The 17,376-nt window shown below is 37.8% G+C and carries 10 protein-coding genes; 6 read left to right on the top strand and 4 right to left on the bottom strand.

The features are described from left to right. Positions 1-20: 20 nt before the first annotated feature. Together Bccel_RS14770 and Bccel_RS14765 are read right to left on the bottom strand one after the other, a co-directional pair. Positions 21-362, bottom strand: a complete 342-nt coding sequence (locus Bccel_RS14770; RefSeq protein ID WP_160317723.1) for a hypothetical protein — start codon at positions 360-362, stop codon at positions 21-23. After that, complete coding sequence (locus Bccel_RS14765; RefSeq protein ID WP_036941935.1) at positions 313-768, bottom strand: hypothetical protein; 456 nt, start codon at positions 766-768, stop codon at positions 313-315. Before Bccel_RS14765 ends, Bccel_RS14770 begins: the two co-directional genes overlap by 50 nt. A 621-nt stretch (positions 769-1,389) precedes the next feature. On the opposite strand from Bccel_RS14765, the gene Bccel_RS14760 reads away from it, so the two are divergent. After that, entirely contained in the window at positions 1,390-6,375 is a 4,986-nt protein-coding gene (locus Bccel_RS14760) for an endo-1,4-beta-xylanase (RefSeq protein WP_036941932.1), read from the top strand. Between the two features lie 173 nt (positions 6,376-6,548). Here Bccel_RS14760 and Bccel_RS14755 read toward each other — a convergent pair whose 3' ends face one another. Next, on the bottom strand, positions 6,549-6,995 hold the full coding sequence (locus Bccel_RS14755; RefSeq protein ID WP_476748373.1) for a manganese catalase family protein: 447 nt from the start codon (positions 6,993-6,995) through the stop codon (positions 6,549-6,551). A 273-nt stretch (positions 6,996-7,268) separates the two neighbouring features. Between Bccel_RS14755 and Bccel_RS14750 the strand changes: the two genes are divergently transcribed. The 4 genes from Bccel_RS14750 to Bccel_RS14735 all read left to right on the top strand — a co-directional run bounded on the left by Bccel_RS14750 (position 7,269) and on the right by Bccel_RS14735 (position 14,582). After that, positions 7,269-11,711: a HEAT repeat domain-containing protein gene (locus tag Bccel_RS14750; protein ID WP_036945718.1), complete on the top strand. Its 4,443-nt coding sequence runs from the start codon at positions 7,269-7,271 to the stop codon at positions 11,709-11,711. A 99-nt stretch (positions 11,712-11,810) separates the two neighbouring features. Beyond that, positions 11,811-12,947: an SMI1/KNR4 family protein gene (locus Bccel_RS14745; protein ID WP_036945720.1), complete on the top strand. Its 1,137-nt coding sequence runs from the start codon at positions 11,811-11,813 to the stop codon at positions 12,945-12,947. A gap of 585 nt (positions 12,948-13,532) precedes the next feature. After that, a complete protein-coding gene (locus Bccel_RS14740) occupies positions 13,533-13,826 on the top strand; it encodes a hypothetical protein (RefSeq protein ID WP_152966024.1) in 294 nt (97 codons plus the stop codon). A 132-nt stretch (positions 13,827-13,958) separates the two neighbouring features. Then, a complete protein-coding gene (locus tag Bccel_RS14735) occupies positions 13,959-14,582 on the top strand; it encodes a hypothetical protein (protein ID WP_036945722.1) in 624 nt (207 codons plus the stop codon). A gap of 367 nt (positions 14,583-14,949) precedes the next feature. Here Bccel_RS14735 and Bccel_RS14730 read toward each other — a convergent pair whose 3' ends face one another. Then, complete coding sequence (locus Bccel_RS14730; RefSeq protein WP_082225145.1) at positions 14,950-15,360, bottom strand: manganese catalase family protein; 411 nt, start codon at positions 15,358-15,360, stop codon at positions 14,950-14,952. A gap of 152 nt (positions 15,361-15,512) precedes the next feature. Here Bccel_RS14730 and Bccel_RS14725 point away from each other — a divergent pair, with 152 nt between their 5' ends. Continuing rightward, a complete protein-coding gene (locus Bccel_RS14725; RefSeq protein WP_050753491.1) occupies positions 15,513-17,297 on the top strand; it encodes a TOTE conflict system archaeo-eukaryotic primase domain-containing protein in 1,785 nt (594 codons plus the stop codon). The last annotated feature ends 79 nt before the right edge of the window (positions 17,298-17,376 follow it).

The following is a 17,376-nucleotide window of genomic DNA, read 5'->3' as shown; positions in this document are numbered from 1 at the left end:
TAGGTAACCTGTTATTGCTTTTAGCCAGTCTTTAAAATATCTGGTATGTAGTTCACTGTCTCTTGTAATGTTATCTCTTTGGAAAAATCCTGTATGCGTTTAACCATCTTCATTAGATATTCTGCAGAACGGCTTATAACTTCCAAATTCTCTTTAATTTGAGAAAGATCAACTTCATTTTTCACAAGGCTGTTGTTTATATTATCAGTACTCATGGATATTTTTATAATTTCATTTTTTAAGGTATGATTAAATATCGCTGTACCGGAAAAAATATTGCTCAAAACAGAAAGCAAGAATTGTTTTTCGACTTTATACTGCAGGAACTGACCATAATGCCAGAAACCTGTAATAATCAGCATAAATGTACATATCAACCTTTTCATGGTTTGTTGTGATTGGGAAGCTGAAAAAGGATACCGCCGTTATTGTAAAGATACCAATGCCTAAAATATGTCGTTTTTTTTTATTGAACAATCCGCTATAGGATACACAGTACATAAAGAAAAAGTAACAGATAATGTGTTCACCGATTTGTGTCAGGAAAGCATTTATTCTGTCGATATTATCTAATGTTTGTTTTGACAGTGTAATACTTAGGTTCTTGTACATGAAAACAGGAAAGAAATCCTGAATAGCATTTGCAAAGGAAGCCAGGCTTGCAAAAAATAAAATGAGTGAAAGCCACCTGCTGGAGGCACTTTTTCTGTCAGTAACCAATATCATTATTCCACAGATAAAAGTAATAAGCATTATTACAAGTGTCATGCATGTTGTCTCCCCAAAAAATAAAATAACAAGTATTATAGACATTATATAACTTTTTTGGGGATTTCTGATAATTTGTTTCAAAGTATCATTTTTTGATTAGTTGAATATATACAAAAATTGTTGAAGGAAGATGAATTAAGTGGTCAATTAATCACTGGCTAGGCTGAGGGTAATTATTGACATTACCTGAAATTGGATATATTATGTTAGCAAAGAACAGTGATTTCAAGCGAGTTGGGGATATCTACAAAACCCTTATTTTTTTATAGCAAGGGCCATGCCCACTTTTTTAGAGTGGTAACTTGAGCTATTAAAATGTTATTATACCAGCCCGAAAATAAAAACAGCAATTCCAATTTAACATTGGTATATTGGGTTTATCTGCATCTATGATTTTATTTTTGGCAAGCACCCAATCGCGTAAAGTTTAAGGACAAAAGAGGAGGTGCTCACGGCAGAGAGAATCGAACAGAGCTAAGCATAGCACTCAGCATATTAATCTGCATAATGGATTGCCTGATAATAATGCTACACTAAAGTAGCGAGGCTGAAAACGGGGAACTACAACCCCAGAATAAAAGAGGAAAAAACATCATATGAATGAGGAGATGAATTTTAATGAAGAAAAGAGTTCTTTCTCTGCTTTTGTCTGTGCTGATGGTGGTACAATTTTTGCCCAGCAGTCTGTCAAGTGCCGATGCATTAACAACCAGCGTATATTCCATGGCATCTGACAATGAGATCCAGGGCAAAGCAGTCGGTGACACATTGGAAGGCACCACCTGGCTGCAGAAGGCCGGCAGCCCGACGCTGACCATAGTCGACAACGGCTCAGGCAAAGGTATCAGTGTTACCGGCCGGACGCAGGATTGGCATTGCACTGATCTGAAAAATCTGACCACACTCCCAGACGGGTTTGATTACACCATCACGGTGACTGGACATACCTACGCCGGTGCGAAGATGAAGCTGGCTCAAACGGCAAGTCCTTACGGCACCCATGTCTCCCAGGACGTGGTTGGTGATGGGGCTTTCTCCCTTGAGAAGACCTTCACCTATGCTCAGTTGCAAGCCGATAAGACCATCCGCATTCAGTCGGAAGGCACGACCGGCGACTTTACCATCGACAGTATTTTAATCACCAAGACAGCGGTATCGGGTGTTGTAACACCCACACCCACACCATCGTCTGATGGTGCGACCATTGACGATATCAACATCACCTTTAATAACGCTGACAATGCTCTCTGGAGCAAAGCTTTCGGCGTGTCTAAAACAACCAATGCTGCTGTTCAGTGGGTTTCAGACTTTGGTAATGGCGATACTTACGCCCTCAAGGGTACTCACTTGGCTGCCTCGTCCGACTACGTTGGTGCTAACAACGCCATCCAGTTGACCTTTGATAAGCCTCTAGCCAAAAATGCTATCTACACAGTTTCGTACAGTGTCTATGTCCCTGCAGCAGGCAATGAGGGTAAAGAAACACTGGTAGGCCCGGGCATTGTCCTGAGCGGCGACTATGCGGGTGCAGCAGGAGTGACTAAGTTTCCAACTTCCCCTGGCACCATTGACATAGGAACCTGGAAAGAGGTCAATGTCACCACCCCAGCCAGCGGTTTGAACGATACACTAAAGAGCATTGACTTCCGTTTTGTTGTAAACGACGCAAAGAAGCACCCCGACGTTTGGTACATCGATAATATCAGTATCAAGCAGGAATTGATTTCTGTTGAAAACATAGAACCGGATTTCAAAGAGTATCCGGCCCTGAAGGATGTCTACAAGGATTATTTCATGATCGGTACCACTTCGAGTAATTCCAAGATGACTGGCAACAAGCTGGATATTATCAAATACCATTTTAACGCCTTCACGCCCGAGAACGAAATGAAACCCTCAAGCGTACAGAATGTCAAGGGCACATTTACATACGACGCTCTCGACCAGCAGTTAGACAAGGTACCGGGCCTCAATCTGATTGGCCATACACTGGCCTGGCATTCACAGTCGCCAGGTTGGATGTGGGGTACGCCGGACGCACTGCCCGTCGACGAAGCCAAGGCTAACATGGATGCTCATATAGAGAGCGTTTTGGGCCGTTACGGTGCTGGTCTCTACAGCATAGACGTCGTCAATGAGGCATTTGCGGACGACAAAAACAATGCCGACTGGAAGCTGAATCTGCGAGACAACGATGGCTGGTACAAGGCCCTGGGATGGGAGTGGGTTGAGGATGCATTCCTGAAGGCGGCCAAGATCGTGGATGCCAATAAATGGAACTGTAAACTCTACTACAACGATTATAACCTTGACTACGCCGACAAGGCGACAAGTGTTTATAACATGGTTAAGGACATCAACGAACGTTACGCAGGAAAACGTCCGAACGGTAAGCCCCTGATCGAGGGCATCGGTATGCAGGCTCACTATAACCAGAACACCAACCCAGCCAACGTGGAGAAATCGATCAACCTATTTTCGACTTTACCAGGTGTTGCTATAAGCGTTACCGAACTGGACATTTCCTACTCAAACTCCGGCAACCTTACTGATCAGCAGACTTTGAACCAGGCCGGCAAGTACGCACAACTCTTTGATATTTACAAGAAGAATGCTGCCGGCCCGGCAAATCGAGGCAAAGGCCGCATAGAGCGCGTTACCTTCTGGGGCACCAACGACGGCGACAGTTGGCGTGCCGCTAGTTTCCCGCTGCTTTTTGACAAGAACCTGTGTGCCAAGGAAGCCTTCAAGGCCGTTCTAGATCCCGCGAAGTACCTTAGCAACGCTATTCTTCCCACGGGTCAGACTTATGAAAAATACCCTGCTCTGAAGGATGTCTACAAGGATTATTTCACCATGGGTATATTCGGCTCGGGCGAGATCAATGCCTTGGTCCACAATTTTGCTGCGTATGCACCCGGCAATGAGATGAAGCCCGATAGCACGCAAAAAGAAAAAGGTATCTTTACTTATAATAACACGGACGAAGCGTTCAACAACCTTAGAAAGAATAACCCGGAAATGCTTTTCTACGGGCACACGCTGGCATGGCATTCTCAGTCGCCTACGTGGATGTGGGACGCACCTCCGGCTAAGTTTGGACAGCCGGGTACATTCGATAGAGCAACCGCCTTAGCTAATCTCAATGATCACATTGAGAATGTACTCGGTAATTTCGGCGGACGTCTTGAAGGTATTGACGTGGTCAATGAAGCTGTTGGTACCGCGGATCCGAAAGACTGGAAAGCTTCGCTGGCTAAAGGGGAAGGCTGGTATAAGGCACTGGGATGGGAGTGGGTTGAGCTCGCTTTCCTTAAAGCAGCCAAAGTGGTTGACAGTCACCCTGAATGGGATTGCAAGCTTATCTACAACGATTTCGGTCTTGACTCATCCAACAAAGCCCATGTCGTCTACGAAATGGTCAAGGACATCAACGAGCGATACAAAGGCGTTCGCCCCAACGGCAAATCCCTGATTGAAGTCATCGGTATGCAGGCACACTACAATTTGACCACGAATGCCTCGGATGTGGAGAACTCCATAAAGCTGTTTGCAACGCTACCCGGTGTCAAAGTCAACATTACCGAGATGGATATTGGCTGCCCTCCTGGCAGCACTATCACCACTGAGAATGAGAATAATCAGGCAATGAAGTTCGCCGAGTTGTTCAGGATTTACAAAAAGTACTCTGCGGGTCCTGCCAATAAAACGAACAACCCGAAGGTCATCAATCGCGTCAGCATATGCGGAGTGAGAGACGCGATCTCCGGCTGGCGTGCAGGCGAATTTGCACTGTTGTTCGACTCGAAAGGATATGCCAAGCAGGCGTTGGTGGCAGTTCTGGACCCAGAAGCATTTCTTGCAACCCATGATTACATTGAGAAGGATAAAGAGCCTGAGCTGGAGCCTGTTGACGGTATCTATGTCTATGACATGGGCAAAGGAGACCCTTGGACCGGTGCGAATATCATCTTGGGTAATGACGCATCCAAGTGGCCTTGGTCGACGACAGATACCGACGGCAAAGTGGCTTTCACCCCGGAGAAGGACGTGAAATACCGTCTCACCTTCAACTACACCGCAAAAGGTACGACCGCAATTCGTGTGCGTTGGATCAAAGATAACTCAAACGGCAGCTATACCGATGCTGATGGAGCGGTTGTCAACGACCATAAGTATTCAGCCGACCAGGTGGCTACCACTATACCTGCATACTTCAACAGTGGCATGGTGAATATGGGCAGCTACACATTAACCACTGAGATCAAACTGGACGGTTCCCAATCCGCCAATGGACTGATTGGCAACATCGCTATCCGTGGCGGCGGTGGCAATAGTGCCTATTCAATTAACTGGATCAAGGTAGAAAAAATTGGAACCGACAGTGAGGCTGATAAGCTTCTAGTCAGTTGGCCAAAGGTAACAAAGCATAAGATCACCGTGACAGCCGGAACAGGCGGCTCGATTACTCCGTCCGGCGAGATCGAACTTGCTTCAGGAGCGAGCCAGACATTTAGGATTGAGGCCAACAGTAACTATTTGATTGCCGATGTGCTTGTGGATGGCGTTAGTGTGGGTGCGGTAAGTACCTACACGTTTAATGGGGTAACGAAAGACCATACAATTTCCGCAGCGTTTAAATATGTCTCGACATCGTCAGGGTATACTCCGACATCATCAGGGTACGTGCCCACATCGTCAGAGAAAGCACAACCTGTAATCGATAATCCTATTAAGGATGTTCCTGCGGCCAATACCACCACCAGTCCGATAAAGGACACAGTAGTAGCAACCCCGAAAGAAGCCTTGGATAAAGCAGAAAAAGCATTCAAGCAAAATCCGGGGATTGTAAAAGCTTCAAACCCAATTACGCTGGGTGCACTACCGAAAACAAATAAAGGTCTGACTCCAGTAACCATACCTATACCGGCGGGAACCAAATTCACAGCGATTGTATCGCCAAACGCAGACGGTTCGTTTACTTCAGTCCCCACATATACTGATAAGAGCGGAACAGTTTACGTTTTGGTCAACGAAGCAAAGACGTTGATTCCGGTAACCATAAATACCGTTTATAAAGATGTGCCGGAAAATCATTGGTCTTCTGAGTTCGTCAGAACTGCATCCAAATTGGGCATAGTTTTCGGCAATGGCGATTCCACATTCAAACCTGATGCAACGGTTACTAATCAGCAGACAGTTACAATGCTCATGCGTACAGTAGGCTTTAACGCTGAATATAACAAGGTGTTAAGCACTGCGGCGGCAAAGGGTATTAAGTCTGCATCCGGGCTCAATAACAATGGCTTTACTTCCAGAGCCGTTACCGCAGTCCTGATAAAAGATATCCTTGCGGCGTTAAATGTCAATGTATCGCTTACAGAAGAAGAAAAAGCAAGGATACTCGCACCGTTTAAAGATCTTAAAGGCTTGACCAAAGATGAAACGCTTTCTATAGCTGTTGCGGTCAAGTACGGTATACTTGTAGGAACATCTGTAGGTAAGGATTACAGCACGATGAGACCGGAAATGTCACTTACTCGTGCACAGATGGCAACCATATCCATACGTCTGGTTAATTTCATTACAAAATTAAGTAATTGAAGTCTGGATAACAGCAGAACAGCCCGCTCCTTTATCTTAGGGGAGCGGGCCGTTTTGCTTCATGTCCAGCGTAGCTGGGAAATGCCTCCTTGACCAGTTAATTATTATGAAGATGGGGCATTGCAATAAAATTTTTTAATCGCTATTGCAACAACCCTTTAATTATTTCCGGTTTACTTCTTATTTGCCATACAATCCGGTTTTTTAACAAAACACTTCTTTTCAGCCAGCTTCCTTTGAACAATATCCAAAGCCTCTCCAAATCTCTGGAAATGAACAACTTCTCTTTCTCTTAAGAACCTTAAGGGGTCTATAACATCAGGATCATCACACATATTTATAAGATTTTCATAAGTAGCTCTGGCTTTTTGTTCTGCCGCCAAGTCTTCTACCAGATCAGCTATGGGATCTCCCTTTGATTGGATGTATGCTGCGGTAAATGGGTTGCCTGCTGCACTTACAGGGTATATAGCGTGATCGTGATCTGCGTAATAATCACCAAGACCTTCTGCTTCCATAATCTTTGCAGGTACGCCTTTTGTGAGTTGGTGGACGATTGTGCCCACTATTTCAAGGTGTGCCAGCTCTTCTGTACCTATATCGTTATCAAAATGGAATATTATATAATGCTTGATTTGTAAGTTTGAACGGGCTTAGAATGGACAGCTGGTAGTTAGGGCGAAAGTGCAAATTCATCTGCTTGACTATATTATTGATAAATAATACAATTTTATTATTAATTCTTAAAACATATTTTGAAATTATAAGAGGTTGACTTGCTGGTTGGATGCGATAATTTGAAACTTATCGAGGAATTCTTTATGGTTTTTAACTTAAACTCTAAATACAAGTTATTGAATAATAAGAAGAAATAAGCTAAAGAGGGAAAGAATATGAGTAATAGTGCTAGCATAAGGGATACAGTAGATGTATTGAAAAAGTCAATTATAAGTGATGATATTTCAAAAGTATATGATGCACTTGTATATCTCAATGAAAATGTTCAAAATGAAACTGATGAAAAAATTTTGTACGAATGGGCCCAAGTACTTACAGATATTAATCTGAATAACTCGGCTGATTTACAACTATTATATGCCGTAGTTTTCTATCATCTGTATAACTGGAAAAAGAAGAAAACCTTTCCGGATTGGAGGAGTTGGAAGGCTCCAAAAGTTGTAGAAGTAACTTGGCGACAGTTGGAAATATATCTTGAATTAAAAAAGGTTGACTTTAATAACCCAGATGAAATTACGCTTCAAGCTTTATTTGATCTGGATACAAGGAAAATATCACAGCCCGAAGATTTCTTTGAAAAGATATGTGAGATACAAAATATTCGCATTCAGTCCATAGCTCTCAAGCTTATCAGGCAAAGCATAGATAGCTATACAACACTAACTCACCAAGCGTATACATGCATATTAAAATTGTGTAAGGGTTCAAATTTTGTAATTATTAAAGATGCATTGGAACTATTATCAGAAGCATGGGCTCAAAGTGAGGAGTATCCTTTAGAAGTAGTGGAAAAAGCCCTTTTTGCCAACTCTATTCAAGTCAGAATGTCAGCTGTCAAAGCACTGGAAGTATGGCAAAACTTTGACAAGCTGGAAATTATATTAAAGAATGATTCAATAGATCATGAACTCCGCTGCATGGCGATGAAAACCCTGGGTAAAAGTAAAAAGAAAGAATTGATTAGCTATATTCTCAGTATCTCTGCACAAGACAGCATGGGATTCGGTGAGGCATGTTTCACTGCCCTTGAGTATTTTCATCACTCAGGTATTTTCATTAAGGAAGAGCATCTGGACAATCTTATAACTGTATTTGTTCAGAATACCCAATGCAGTCCGGAAATTTTTGAAATGCTCACATTTACATGCAGGGAACAATTAGTAGAAAAAATCAGCTTCGTGGAAGAAAGTTTTGAAATTTGGAGCAGGTTAAGTATAGTTATTCCACTGATTCAAATAACGAATGTAAAAGATGTTGTGATTGATTTATTAAAAAGAACAAAAGTCAGTTCTATAAAAGCAATTTTACTAAGGCTCCTAGGTGATGTAGGCGGAATTGACGATGAGGATACTGTATTAAGCTATTTGGAAGAATACTCTAAGGAATGCCTTTTTGCACTAAAACACATTGGAAGTACAAAAACCATTGAAGAATTATGGATGGCTTTAGGTGTTCAGTCAAACGATCCTTATACTTACTACTATTTATTGCCTTACCAGGAAGAGGCATTAACGGTATTATGGCATCTTTGTGATGATGAGAGAAGGAAAATATTAAAATCAAAATTAAATCCAGCCATACTTCCAGCCGAAATAATTAAAGATATTGTTCCTAGCTTGAACAAAGATGATTTGAGACTTTTATTGTTTAAAAAAGATGAGCTTTCGGTGCAAGATTTAATCCCAACCCTTTGCAAATATGGAAACGTTGAAACGATAGATGAGATATCAGAACTTTTCTATAGGCATGTTTCTGAAGTTGCTTCTAACAGGTTTCCTAAAGAAAGCAATAGTTTGGAGTATCAAATAGAAGCAGTTGCTGCGGAGAGTATAAGAGCATCTATTATAAAGTTTGGGGAGAATCTTTTTAAAAGAGGAAAGATAAGACCTGTATACTTTTTGAAAGCAAAAAATGCAGCTGAAGCCGGCGAAATTTTATTGTCAGAAATAGTATTCGAAATATTGGACAAAAAAACACTGAGTATAAATGAAATAAGAATACTTCTCGAAGTGATTGAAAATCTTAGACATTATATACTTGATCATAGAATGAGAAAGCTTATACGCAATAAAGAGCCTCAGATTCGTAAGATGGTTGTAAGATGCTTGGTAAAACAGCATGCAATCGGCTACACTTTTGATATTTTAAGACTTCTGGAATCAGATGATATGGAAACACGGAGGCAGGCTATTATTGCTATGGAAGAGTTCAATGCTGTTTGGGCCAGTAGCTATGTAGTCAAAAACTTGGAGCATCCGAACATGAATATTAAGAAGGCATCTGCCAAAGCATTAATCAAGATTGGTGATTATAAAGGCCTTAAAAGATTGATTTTTTGGATTGGATACCATGACAACCCTGAGTTCCGGCAATTGCTGCTAAGTGGACTCGAATCTATAGCGGGACCTTCTTACTTATCACATTTGTTAAAAGAACTTGAAGCCTCCATTGATGAAAGAAAAACAGAGTTATTACTTAGTGCCTTTGATGGTAATATAAACATAGAATTTGTAAAGAACATAATAAGGAACAAATATAAGTGCTCCACATTAATTCTCAATGCTTTGATAGAGGGGATAATCAGACTTTCATGCGGAAGCATATCAGAACTATTAAATCATAAGAGCAAACTATACAAAGACTCATTTGAGAAATTAATTCGAAGCAGTGACTTGACTAAAATAAATAAAAAAACTTCAAATGCTTTAACTAATATTACTAATAGCCTTGAATTGAGCCACAAGGATGAGTTGCTGAATTTACTAAAGTCAAATATGCTATCAGAATCACAAACAGAATTTATCATTTTACATTATTTGCGTGAATGGCTTGATGTCATAAATAAATCCGAGAATATTTCAAATGACAACTTTGAAATATTCCTGCTTGTTGCTGAGAAATCATTTGGTAATTCACATTATGAAGTATTGGCGGATAATGTATTTGTACTTTTCAAAATGCATCACTCGAATGAATTGAGCTTTGATATGGAACAAAAGTACTTCAACCTGCTATGCAAAGTAATCGTTTTATTAAAAAAACCAATAGTTATAAAAGTTGCAGATACAATCAGAAACACCACCTTCATAAAGTGCCGTGGAAATGATTGGACTTACAGGTTGCTAAAGCTATGCAACTGTATTTTGCTTGATACCGACATATATAATGCGTTTATAAAGATTGATAATTTACAAGATAGAATGACCTTATTAAAAGATGCCTACCAACTACAAAACTTTAATTTAGAATCCTATGACAAAATTGTTGATGAGTTGTTGGTAATTGATGAAACTGATAGTTTAAAATATGGTGAAATAATTAAGTATTTAATTGAAAGCATTTCTAAAGATAATGTCAAAGACTCTGAATGTAAATTTACCTTGTTAAATAATCTGCTTCCTCTGAATATGCCTGCCTGGATATTTAGAAAAAACGAGGAATCAAATAAAGATATTGAAATTAAGAAAATCTGTGCAAACAAAGAAAAAGATAATAAAAACATGAGACATGAAAACCGCCTGCTTGAACTTTTAAATAATCCTGATTTTCAAACAAGACAAGATTCTGCGGTTGAGATTTTGAATCGGAAAGTGTCAGTATATTCTAGCAAAAAAGTACTAGAGTCATATCTTGAAGGCAAAATAAATCCGATAGAAGTTTATATGGATAAGATAAGAAAAGCTATCCCGCTCCTTCCAAAAGAATGGTATATGGAACAAATTAAGATCCGGTCAAGGGATTGGATTTTGAGATTACTGGATCTTACTTCAAAAATAGATATTTATAATCGTAAAGAATATGTATCATGGTTATATGCCCTTTGGCAAAGCGAAGACAGATTAATTTCTGCAAAAGCTTTTGATTGTCTGGTGGATCTGAGTCCACTGCTTTTGGTTTATGAGAGCATCAATTATCATAGATTAAACCGGAGTCTGGGGATAAACATGATGAAAAGCATTCAAGATTATGATGAAATATGCAAACAATTAAGTCATTCAAGATTGATTGGAATTGGTTTACACACCTCACTTTTGTTGAGTAAAGATGCTATAGGAAAGTTAATAAAGGATTATAAAGATTTGCATGAACCTGTGGAATCTGTAAATATTAATGCTGCCACTAGTGGAGATGGGCTTTTGATTTTGATTGATGATATACAGAGTAACGACATTTCAAAAATACTCAGTGCATTAAAAGAAATAGCTACGTTCAAAGAAACTGCAGCTATAGATGCAGTGACAAAACTGTTGGAACATAAGAATTCAAAGGTGAGGTCAGCCTCACATAGATGTCTTAGGCAAATTGTAGATAAAGAGAGTTATCTCATGTTAACCTGTAAGCTATTATATGATTCCAGGATTGGTGTACAAAGAAGTGCTATACGCACACTGTCATATGCAAAATTTGAACCTGCAATTCCTGCTATAATTGATTTGCTTGGGGTCAACAACCCTAAACTAAGGGAAATTGCCGCTGACGGGCTCAAAACCTATGGAACTTGTACAATTCAGCTACTTAGGAAAGCTGAGAAAAAGGCACGCCCAGATCAGCAACAGCGGTATAGGGAAATTGTTGAGTATATTCTAAAAAGAGCGTAGAATATGGTAATTAATAAAGGAAATGATTTGGTTACTACATCAATATTTGATAACGATTAAGTTATGGCAGATATAATGAATACGATGGAGGATTAACCCATGGATTATAAAAGAATTTTAGTTCCATTTGAAGAAAGTTATGAAAAAATTCCTTTAGAAAAATCAATGCAGGACTTCCAAAATCAATTTGGATTTGCTTTACCAAATTCTCATATAAAAATGCTTTCAGAATGTAATGGTGGAAAATTTGAACATGCGTACATACAATACGAAGCCAATGATAAAATTAAATATAACTATGTTGATCACTTATATGGGTTTGGTCATTGGCACTGGGATCTGAAGCAAGCAAACGAGCAACATAAAGAGGAGTTTATTAATAATGGATTTGATGGATTCGTTTTTGATTTAGGCATCTACATAAGAAATAATGAGTTGGAAGAAAAACTTAAACTGAAGGGGATAATTCCTGAATATTTTGATTCTAAAGATACCGAGGAAATAGTATGTGAATTTTATAATGATTTTCCAAAGTATATCAGTAAAATGGATGCTTTTATTGAAAATATCGACCATGATGAGTGCGACTTGAATGAAGAGCTTATTTATTTGTATAAAGTTTCAAGATTTTTTTCCATGTCTGTAGAGTTTTCAATTGATGATGGTCATGGAAGATATTATTTGTACTATGGAGATAAAGATGTACTAGAACCGAGCGTTTATTGTGGGGTTGACTTGCGGGAATTTTATAAAGTTGCAGATTCCTTTGATGATTTTCTTAAAAATCTGGTAATATTGAGGAAAAAAATTTGCTTTGGAATAAAATCTATAGCCGAATCAGTATGCGATTTTATAAATGCAATCATCAAGAAATTTATTGATGCTGATACAACAATTACTACAACAGACCTAATAGAGAATTTATCAAATTGTAAATATGGAGTATGTATAGGTGCTAATGAAGAAATAAATATAAACTTAATAAAAAATATGTATACTGATGGAAGTGGCTATAATGAAGCTGTTTACAGAGAATATGAATATTTATTGATTATTGGATCAAGCCAGATGTTTGATTATTATGTTGATGATGAGGTGAATCCTTATGATGAATTTATTCAAAAATACGAAAAGAAAGTAATCAACATTTATGATGGGGCAAATAAAAGCAATATTATTTTATTATATACAATTGGTGTGAATAAGCTTTACGACGAGGTAATAAAAGTGCCTTAGGGTGATTTTGATCTATCACTTATACTTAGACCAGATATAAAGATTATAAAAAATAAAGTAAGGATTAAATACTACGTGGCAGTTTAGTATTAATATTAGTTTTCATTTGCAATTAGATAAACCAAACGCATGTATTGATTTGCTCGTAAATCCTTTATATTCATTTGCAGAGTTATAGAAAAAAACATTGATTGGGTATCCAGTTGGAGGAACATGAAGGTATTAGCTGAAGAGACAAGAGAATAGATAGGTTGCAATTGATTTTAACCAAAAGAATCATGGCTATTTTCCTTGTAAATTTGTATAGAGATGTGCCGTATTACTGGAATCAAGGAATACTTCGGAAGTTCATTTTATTGCCAAATTTGAGGACAAGATTGTCCTAAATAGAGGTGAAAGCTTCTATCAGTATTAAATCACGTAGTCTTGGAGTATATTGCGAGAAATATAAGCCAACCGTTTCAGACAGGTCTTCTACCAGGTCGGCAATGGGATCTCTCTTCCAGATTCCAGATCCGAATTCAGTTATAATATATGCCTGGACAAGAAATGCTTATAGCTCCAACGATTGAGTATGATGTAATAATGAACAAATTTCTAGAATATAGGGAGAGACTTGTTGATAATCACCATGAAGTCTGTTTTGCAGTTCTTGCTTCGGCTGAAAGAGATAATATACTTCAGTTGTATGTAAGCATCCATAACTTTAAAAAATTAAGGAAGACAGCATCGATGTGCTTTCTCTTTCGGTTGACAAAATCATTTCATAATTTTGTTCTTAGCGACGAATTTTGTGATAAGTATTATGTTATTTCAGTGGGTTGTAGAAGAGCTAAATGCAAAAACACCAAATGCTATTCACATGTGGCATGGGAATAAAGAGACAAGAGAGAATATGGAATATGATTGCAAACTTTTTGTCTGTATTTCTATGAAGCTTTATATTAAAATATAATTAGACAATAAAAAAAGAAAAAAGATAAGTATTGTAATCATAGGAGGGGATCCTAAGTGAAGTTAACAATAACAAGAGCTTTGGCGGAATTAAAATTACTTGATAAAAGGATACGGAAAGAAATTGAGGCCGCTTACTTTGTTGCAGGTGTGCAAAAAAAGAAAAAGATTATGGGAATGTACACTAAAGAGGAGTTTTCAAGGAGGACACAAGGTGAGATCGACAGTATACAATATCTAATAGAAAGAAGAAAGGTAATAAAGTCAGCTGTTGTAAACTCCAATGCCAAAACAATGGTTACAATTGCAGGGAATACAATGACAGTTGCGGAAGCAATTGAAAGAAAAACTTCCATAGAATACGAAAAAGAGTTGCTGCAAAAGATAAAGAAACGTTATCACACAGCATATAACGAAGTGGAAAATGCTAATATGCAAGTTAAACAGAAGCTGGATATTTTACTGGAAAGTAATTTTGGTAAGGACATAAAAGCATCGGCAAATGATGTGGAGGCTATTTCCAAACCATACCTTGAACAGAATGAATGGGAACTGGTCGATACTCTGGGGATAGTTGGTAGAATAGAAAAATTTGAAAAAGAAATTGACGAGTTCGAACATGAAGTTGACTTTGTACTTAGCGAATCAAATACAATAACTACTATAGAAATTCCAGATTAGAAAATATTGCTGGTTATCTGAAAACCAAAAACTTAAGCTCCCTTTGCGTTTTGGGTCAATAAACGCACTTTATGAGATATCGTGATTAATTAAAGCTCAACGTTCAAGACTCAGAGTTCAGATATCAAGTTTCAAAGCTTTTATAATTCAAACCTTAAGCTTTAAAGAATAAACTTCGATTAAATCCTGGAGTTTGGTTAAGGTGATGGCTTAATATGACCGTTGGTTTCCACCCGGCTGGATAGTCAGCATAAAAATAATATATTTGTATGCAAAAATATAAAATTAGCCTTGGTTGACTAAATCTCCCAAGGCTATACTATTACTTTTTCATCAAATAATCCGGCTTCTGAACAAAACACTTCTTTTAAGCCAGCTTTCTCTGAACAATATCCAATGCCTCTCCAAACCTCTGGAAGTGTACAACTTCTCTTTCCCTTAAGAACCTTAAGGGGTCTATAACATCAGGATCATCACACATATTTATAAGATTTTCATAAGTAGCTCTGGCTTTTTGTTCTGCCGCCAAGTCTTCTACCAGATCAGCTATGGGATCTCCCTTTGATTGAATATATGCTGCGGTAAATGGGTTGCCTGCTGCACTTACAGGGTATATAGCGTGATCGTGATCTGCGTAATAATCACCAAGACCTTCTGCTTCCATAATCTTTGCAGGTACGCCTTTTGTGAGTTGGTGGACGATTGTGCCCACTATTTCAAGGTGTGCCAGCTCTTCTGTACCTATATCATTATCAAAATGGAATATTAACTGAATGATGTTAAAAAGTGGATATAACTTTAGAAGCTACAATTATAAAGAAAACGGTGGAGAATCTAATTTCATATATAAATTTTCCTTGATTTGTATATTCCAATTACTTAACACATGATATTATTATATTATGTATTTTATTTTTGGGGAAAATAATTATGGAATATAAAGAATTACTTGAAAAATATAACACATTATGGCTTGAACACAACAAGTTAAAAGAAGAAGTGAAGTTTTTAAGGGACAAACTCAGCATGGTTGAGCAGCAAGCAGCTTCAGATACTAGTAGTTCTTTTAACCAAGACAATGGAAACTTATATTGTGATGGGTCACAGGAATTAATTAATATAGAAGTATGTGAGCATATTTTAAATAAGGAAATAAATAATTCTGCTTCTACTGATGAAAAGATTAAATTGTATATGTCCATTTTCAAAGGCCGTGAGGATGTTTATGCTAAAAGATGGGAGAATAAAAAGAAGGGTACTTCAGGATATTCACCTGTTTGCTTAAATGATTGGAAACAAGGAGTTTGTTTAAAACCAAAAGGAACGTGTAATAAGTGCTCCCACAAAGATTTTGCCAAGCTTAATGAGAAAGTTATTGAAAGTCATTTAAGAGGCTTAAATAACTTTATAGCTGGAATATATCCATTAAACCTTGATGAAACATGCTATTTCCTAGCTATGGATTTTGATGATGGAGAATGGCAAAAGGATATTTCTGCTTTAAGAAAAGTATGTGTGGAGTTTAATATAACATTAAATGTTGAGCGTTCACGTTCTGGTAAAGGAGCTCATGTTTGGTTTTTCTTTGACAATCCAGTTCCGGCAGTTACTGCAAGGAAATTTGGTAGTGCACTCCTTACATATGCTATGACAAAAAGGCACGAAATTACATTTAAGTCTTATGACAGGTTATTTCCAAATCAAGATACTATGCCAAAAGGCGGATTAGGAAACTTAATTGCTTTACCATTGCAAAAGGAAGCAAGAAGAGAAGGCAATAGTGTATTTATTGATGATAACTTTAACCCATATGATGATCAATGGTCGTATTTATCTTCAGTTAAGAAACTATCAGAGGATGAAGTTGAAATACTTATAAAAAAACTATGTGATGGTAGTGAGTTAGGTGCCCTGAAGAAAGATGAGGAAGATGTAAATAAGCCATGGGAAACAACTGCTAAAATTAAACTCTTAGCAACTGATTTTCCAGATGAGGTTAAAATAGTAAAATCCAATATGCTATACATATCGAAGGAGAGAATTTCTCAAAGAGGTTTAAATTACATAAAACGGATAGCTGCTTTTAAAAACCCAGAGTTTTATAAAGCACAAGCCATGAGGCTGCCTACTTTTAATAAACCTCGGATTATTTCTTGCAGTGATGAAACGGAAGAATATATATGCTTGCCAAGAGGTTGTGAGAATGATTTAAGAGATATCCTTAGTCAGTTAAGTGTAGATGTTAATATTATTGATGAAACGAATAGCGGAAAACCAATAAATGTGGAGTTTAATGGAAGTTTGCGGGATGAACAACCATTAGCTTTGAGCAAAATGTTAATGTATGACAATGGTGTGTTATGCGGAACAACTGCTTTTGGTAAAACTGTTGTAGCTATAAAGTTGATAGCTGAAAGAAAGGTTAACACTCTTATTTTAGTTGATAAGATTAGTCTTGTGGGACAATGGAAAAAAAGAATTGATGAGTTTCTAATGATAAAAGAATTGTTGCCAGACTTAGGAGAAGAAAAAAGAAGAGGCAGGAAGAAGGTAAGAACTATTGTTGGTCAATTGGGAGAGGGTAAAGATAACCTAAGTGGAATAATAGACATTGCAGTAATACAATCGATAAATAGAATGGGAGAAGTAAAAGAGTGTATTAAAAACTATGGTATGGTAATTGTTGATGAAGCTGTTATACTTGGACTAAATTAGAAAACCTTTTAAACACAAGGGTTTCACTGATTTAGTCCAATTTTTTTATGCCCAAAAAGGCAAATAACAGCAGTTTTGA

Source organism: Pseudobacteroides cellulosolvens ATCC 35603 = DSM 2933, assembly GCF_001262605.1.
GTDB lineage: Bacteria > Bacillota > Clostridia > Acetivibrionales > DSM-2933 > Pseudobacteroides > Pseudobacteroides cellulosolvens.
The sequence above is the reverse complement of the archived record's forward strand: the minus strand, read 5'-3'. Positions and strand labels throughout refer to the sequence as shown.

Bases quoted from the DNA above. Each gene is read 5' to 3' on its own strand.
- Bccel_RS14760 (WP_036941932.1), top strand. From the start codon at position 1,390: ATGAAGAAAAGAGTTCTTTCTCTGCTTTTGTCTGTGCTGATGGTGGTA.
- Bccel_RS14770 (WP_160317723.1), bottom strand. From the start codon at position 362: ATGCTGATTATTACAGGTTTCTGGCATTATGGTCAGTTCCTGCAGTAT.
- Bccel_RS14750 (WP_036945718.1), top strand. From the start codon at position 7,269: ATGAGTAATAGTGCTAGCATAAGGGATACAGTAGATGTATTGAAAAAG.
- Bccel_RS14740 (WP_152966024.1), top strand. From the start codon at position 13,533: ATGAACAAATTTCTAGAATATAGGGAGAGACTTGTTGATAATCACCAT.
- Bccel_RS14765 (WP_036941935.1), bottom strand. From the start codon at position 768: ATGACACTTGTAATAATGCTTATTACTTTTATCTGTGGAATAATGATA.
- Bccel_RS14725 (WP_050753491.1), top strand. From the start codon at position 15,513: ATGGAATATAAAGAATTACTTGAAAAATATAACACATTATGGCTTGAA.
- Bccel_RS14745 (WP_036945720.1), top strand. From the start codon at position 11,811: ATGGATTATAAAAGAATTTTAGTTCCATTTGAAGAAAGTTATGAAAAA.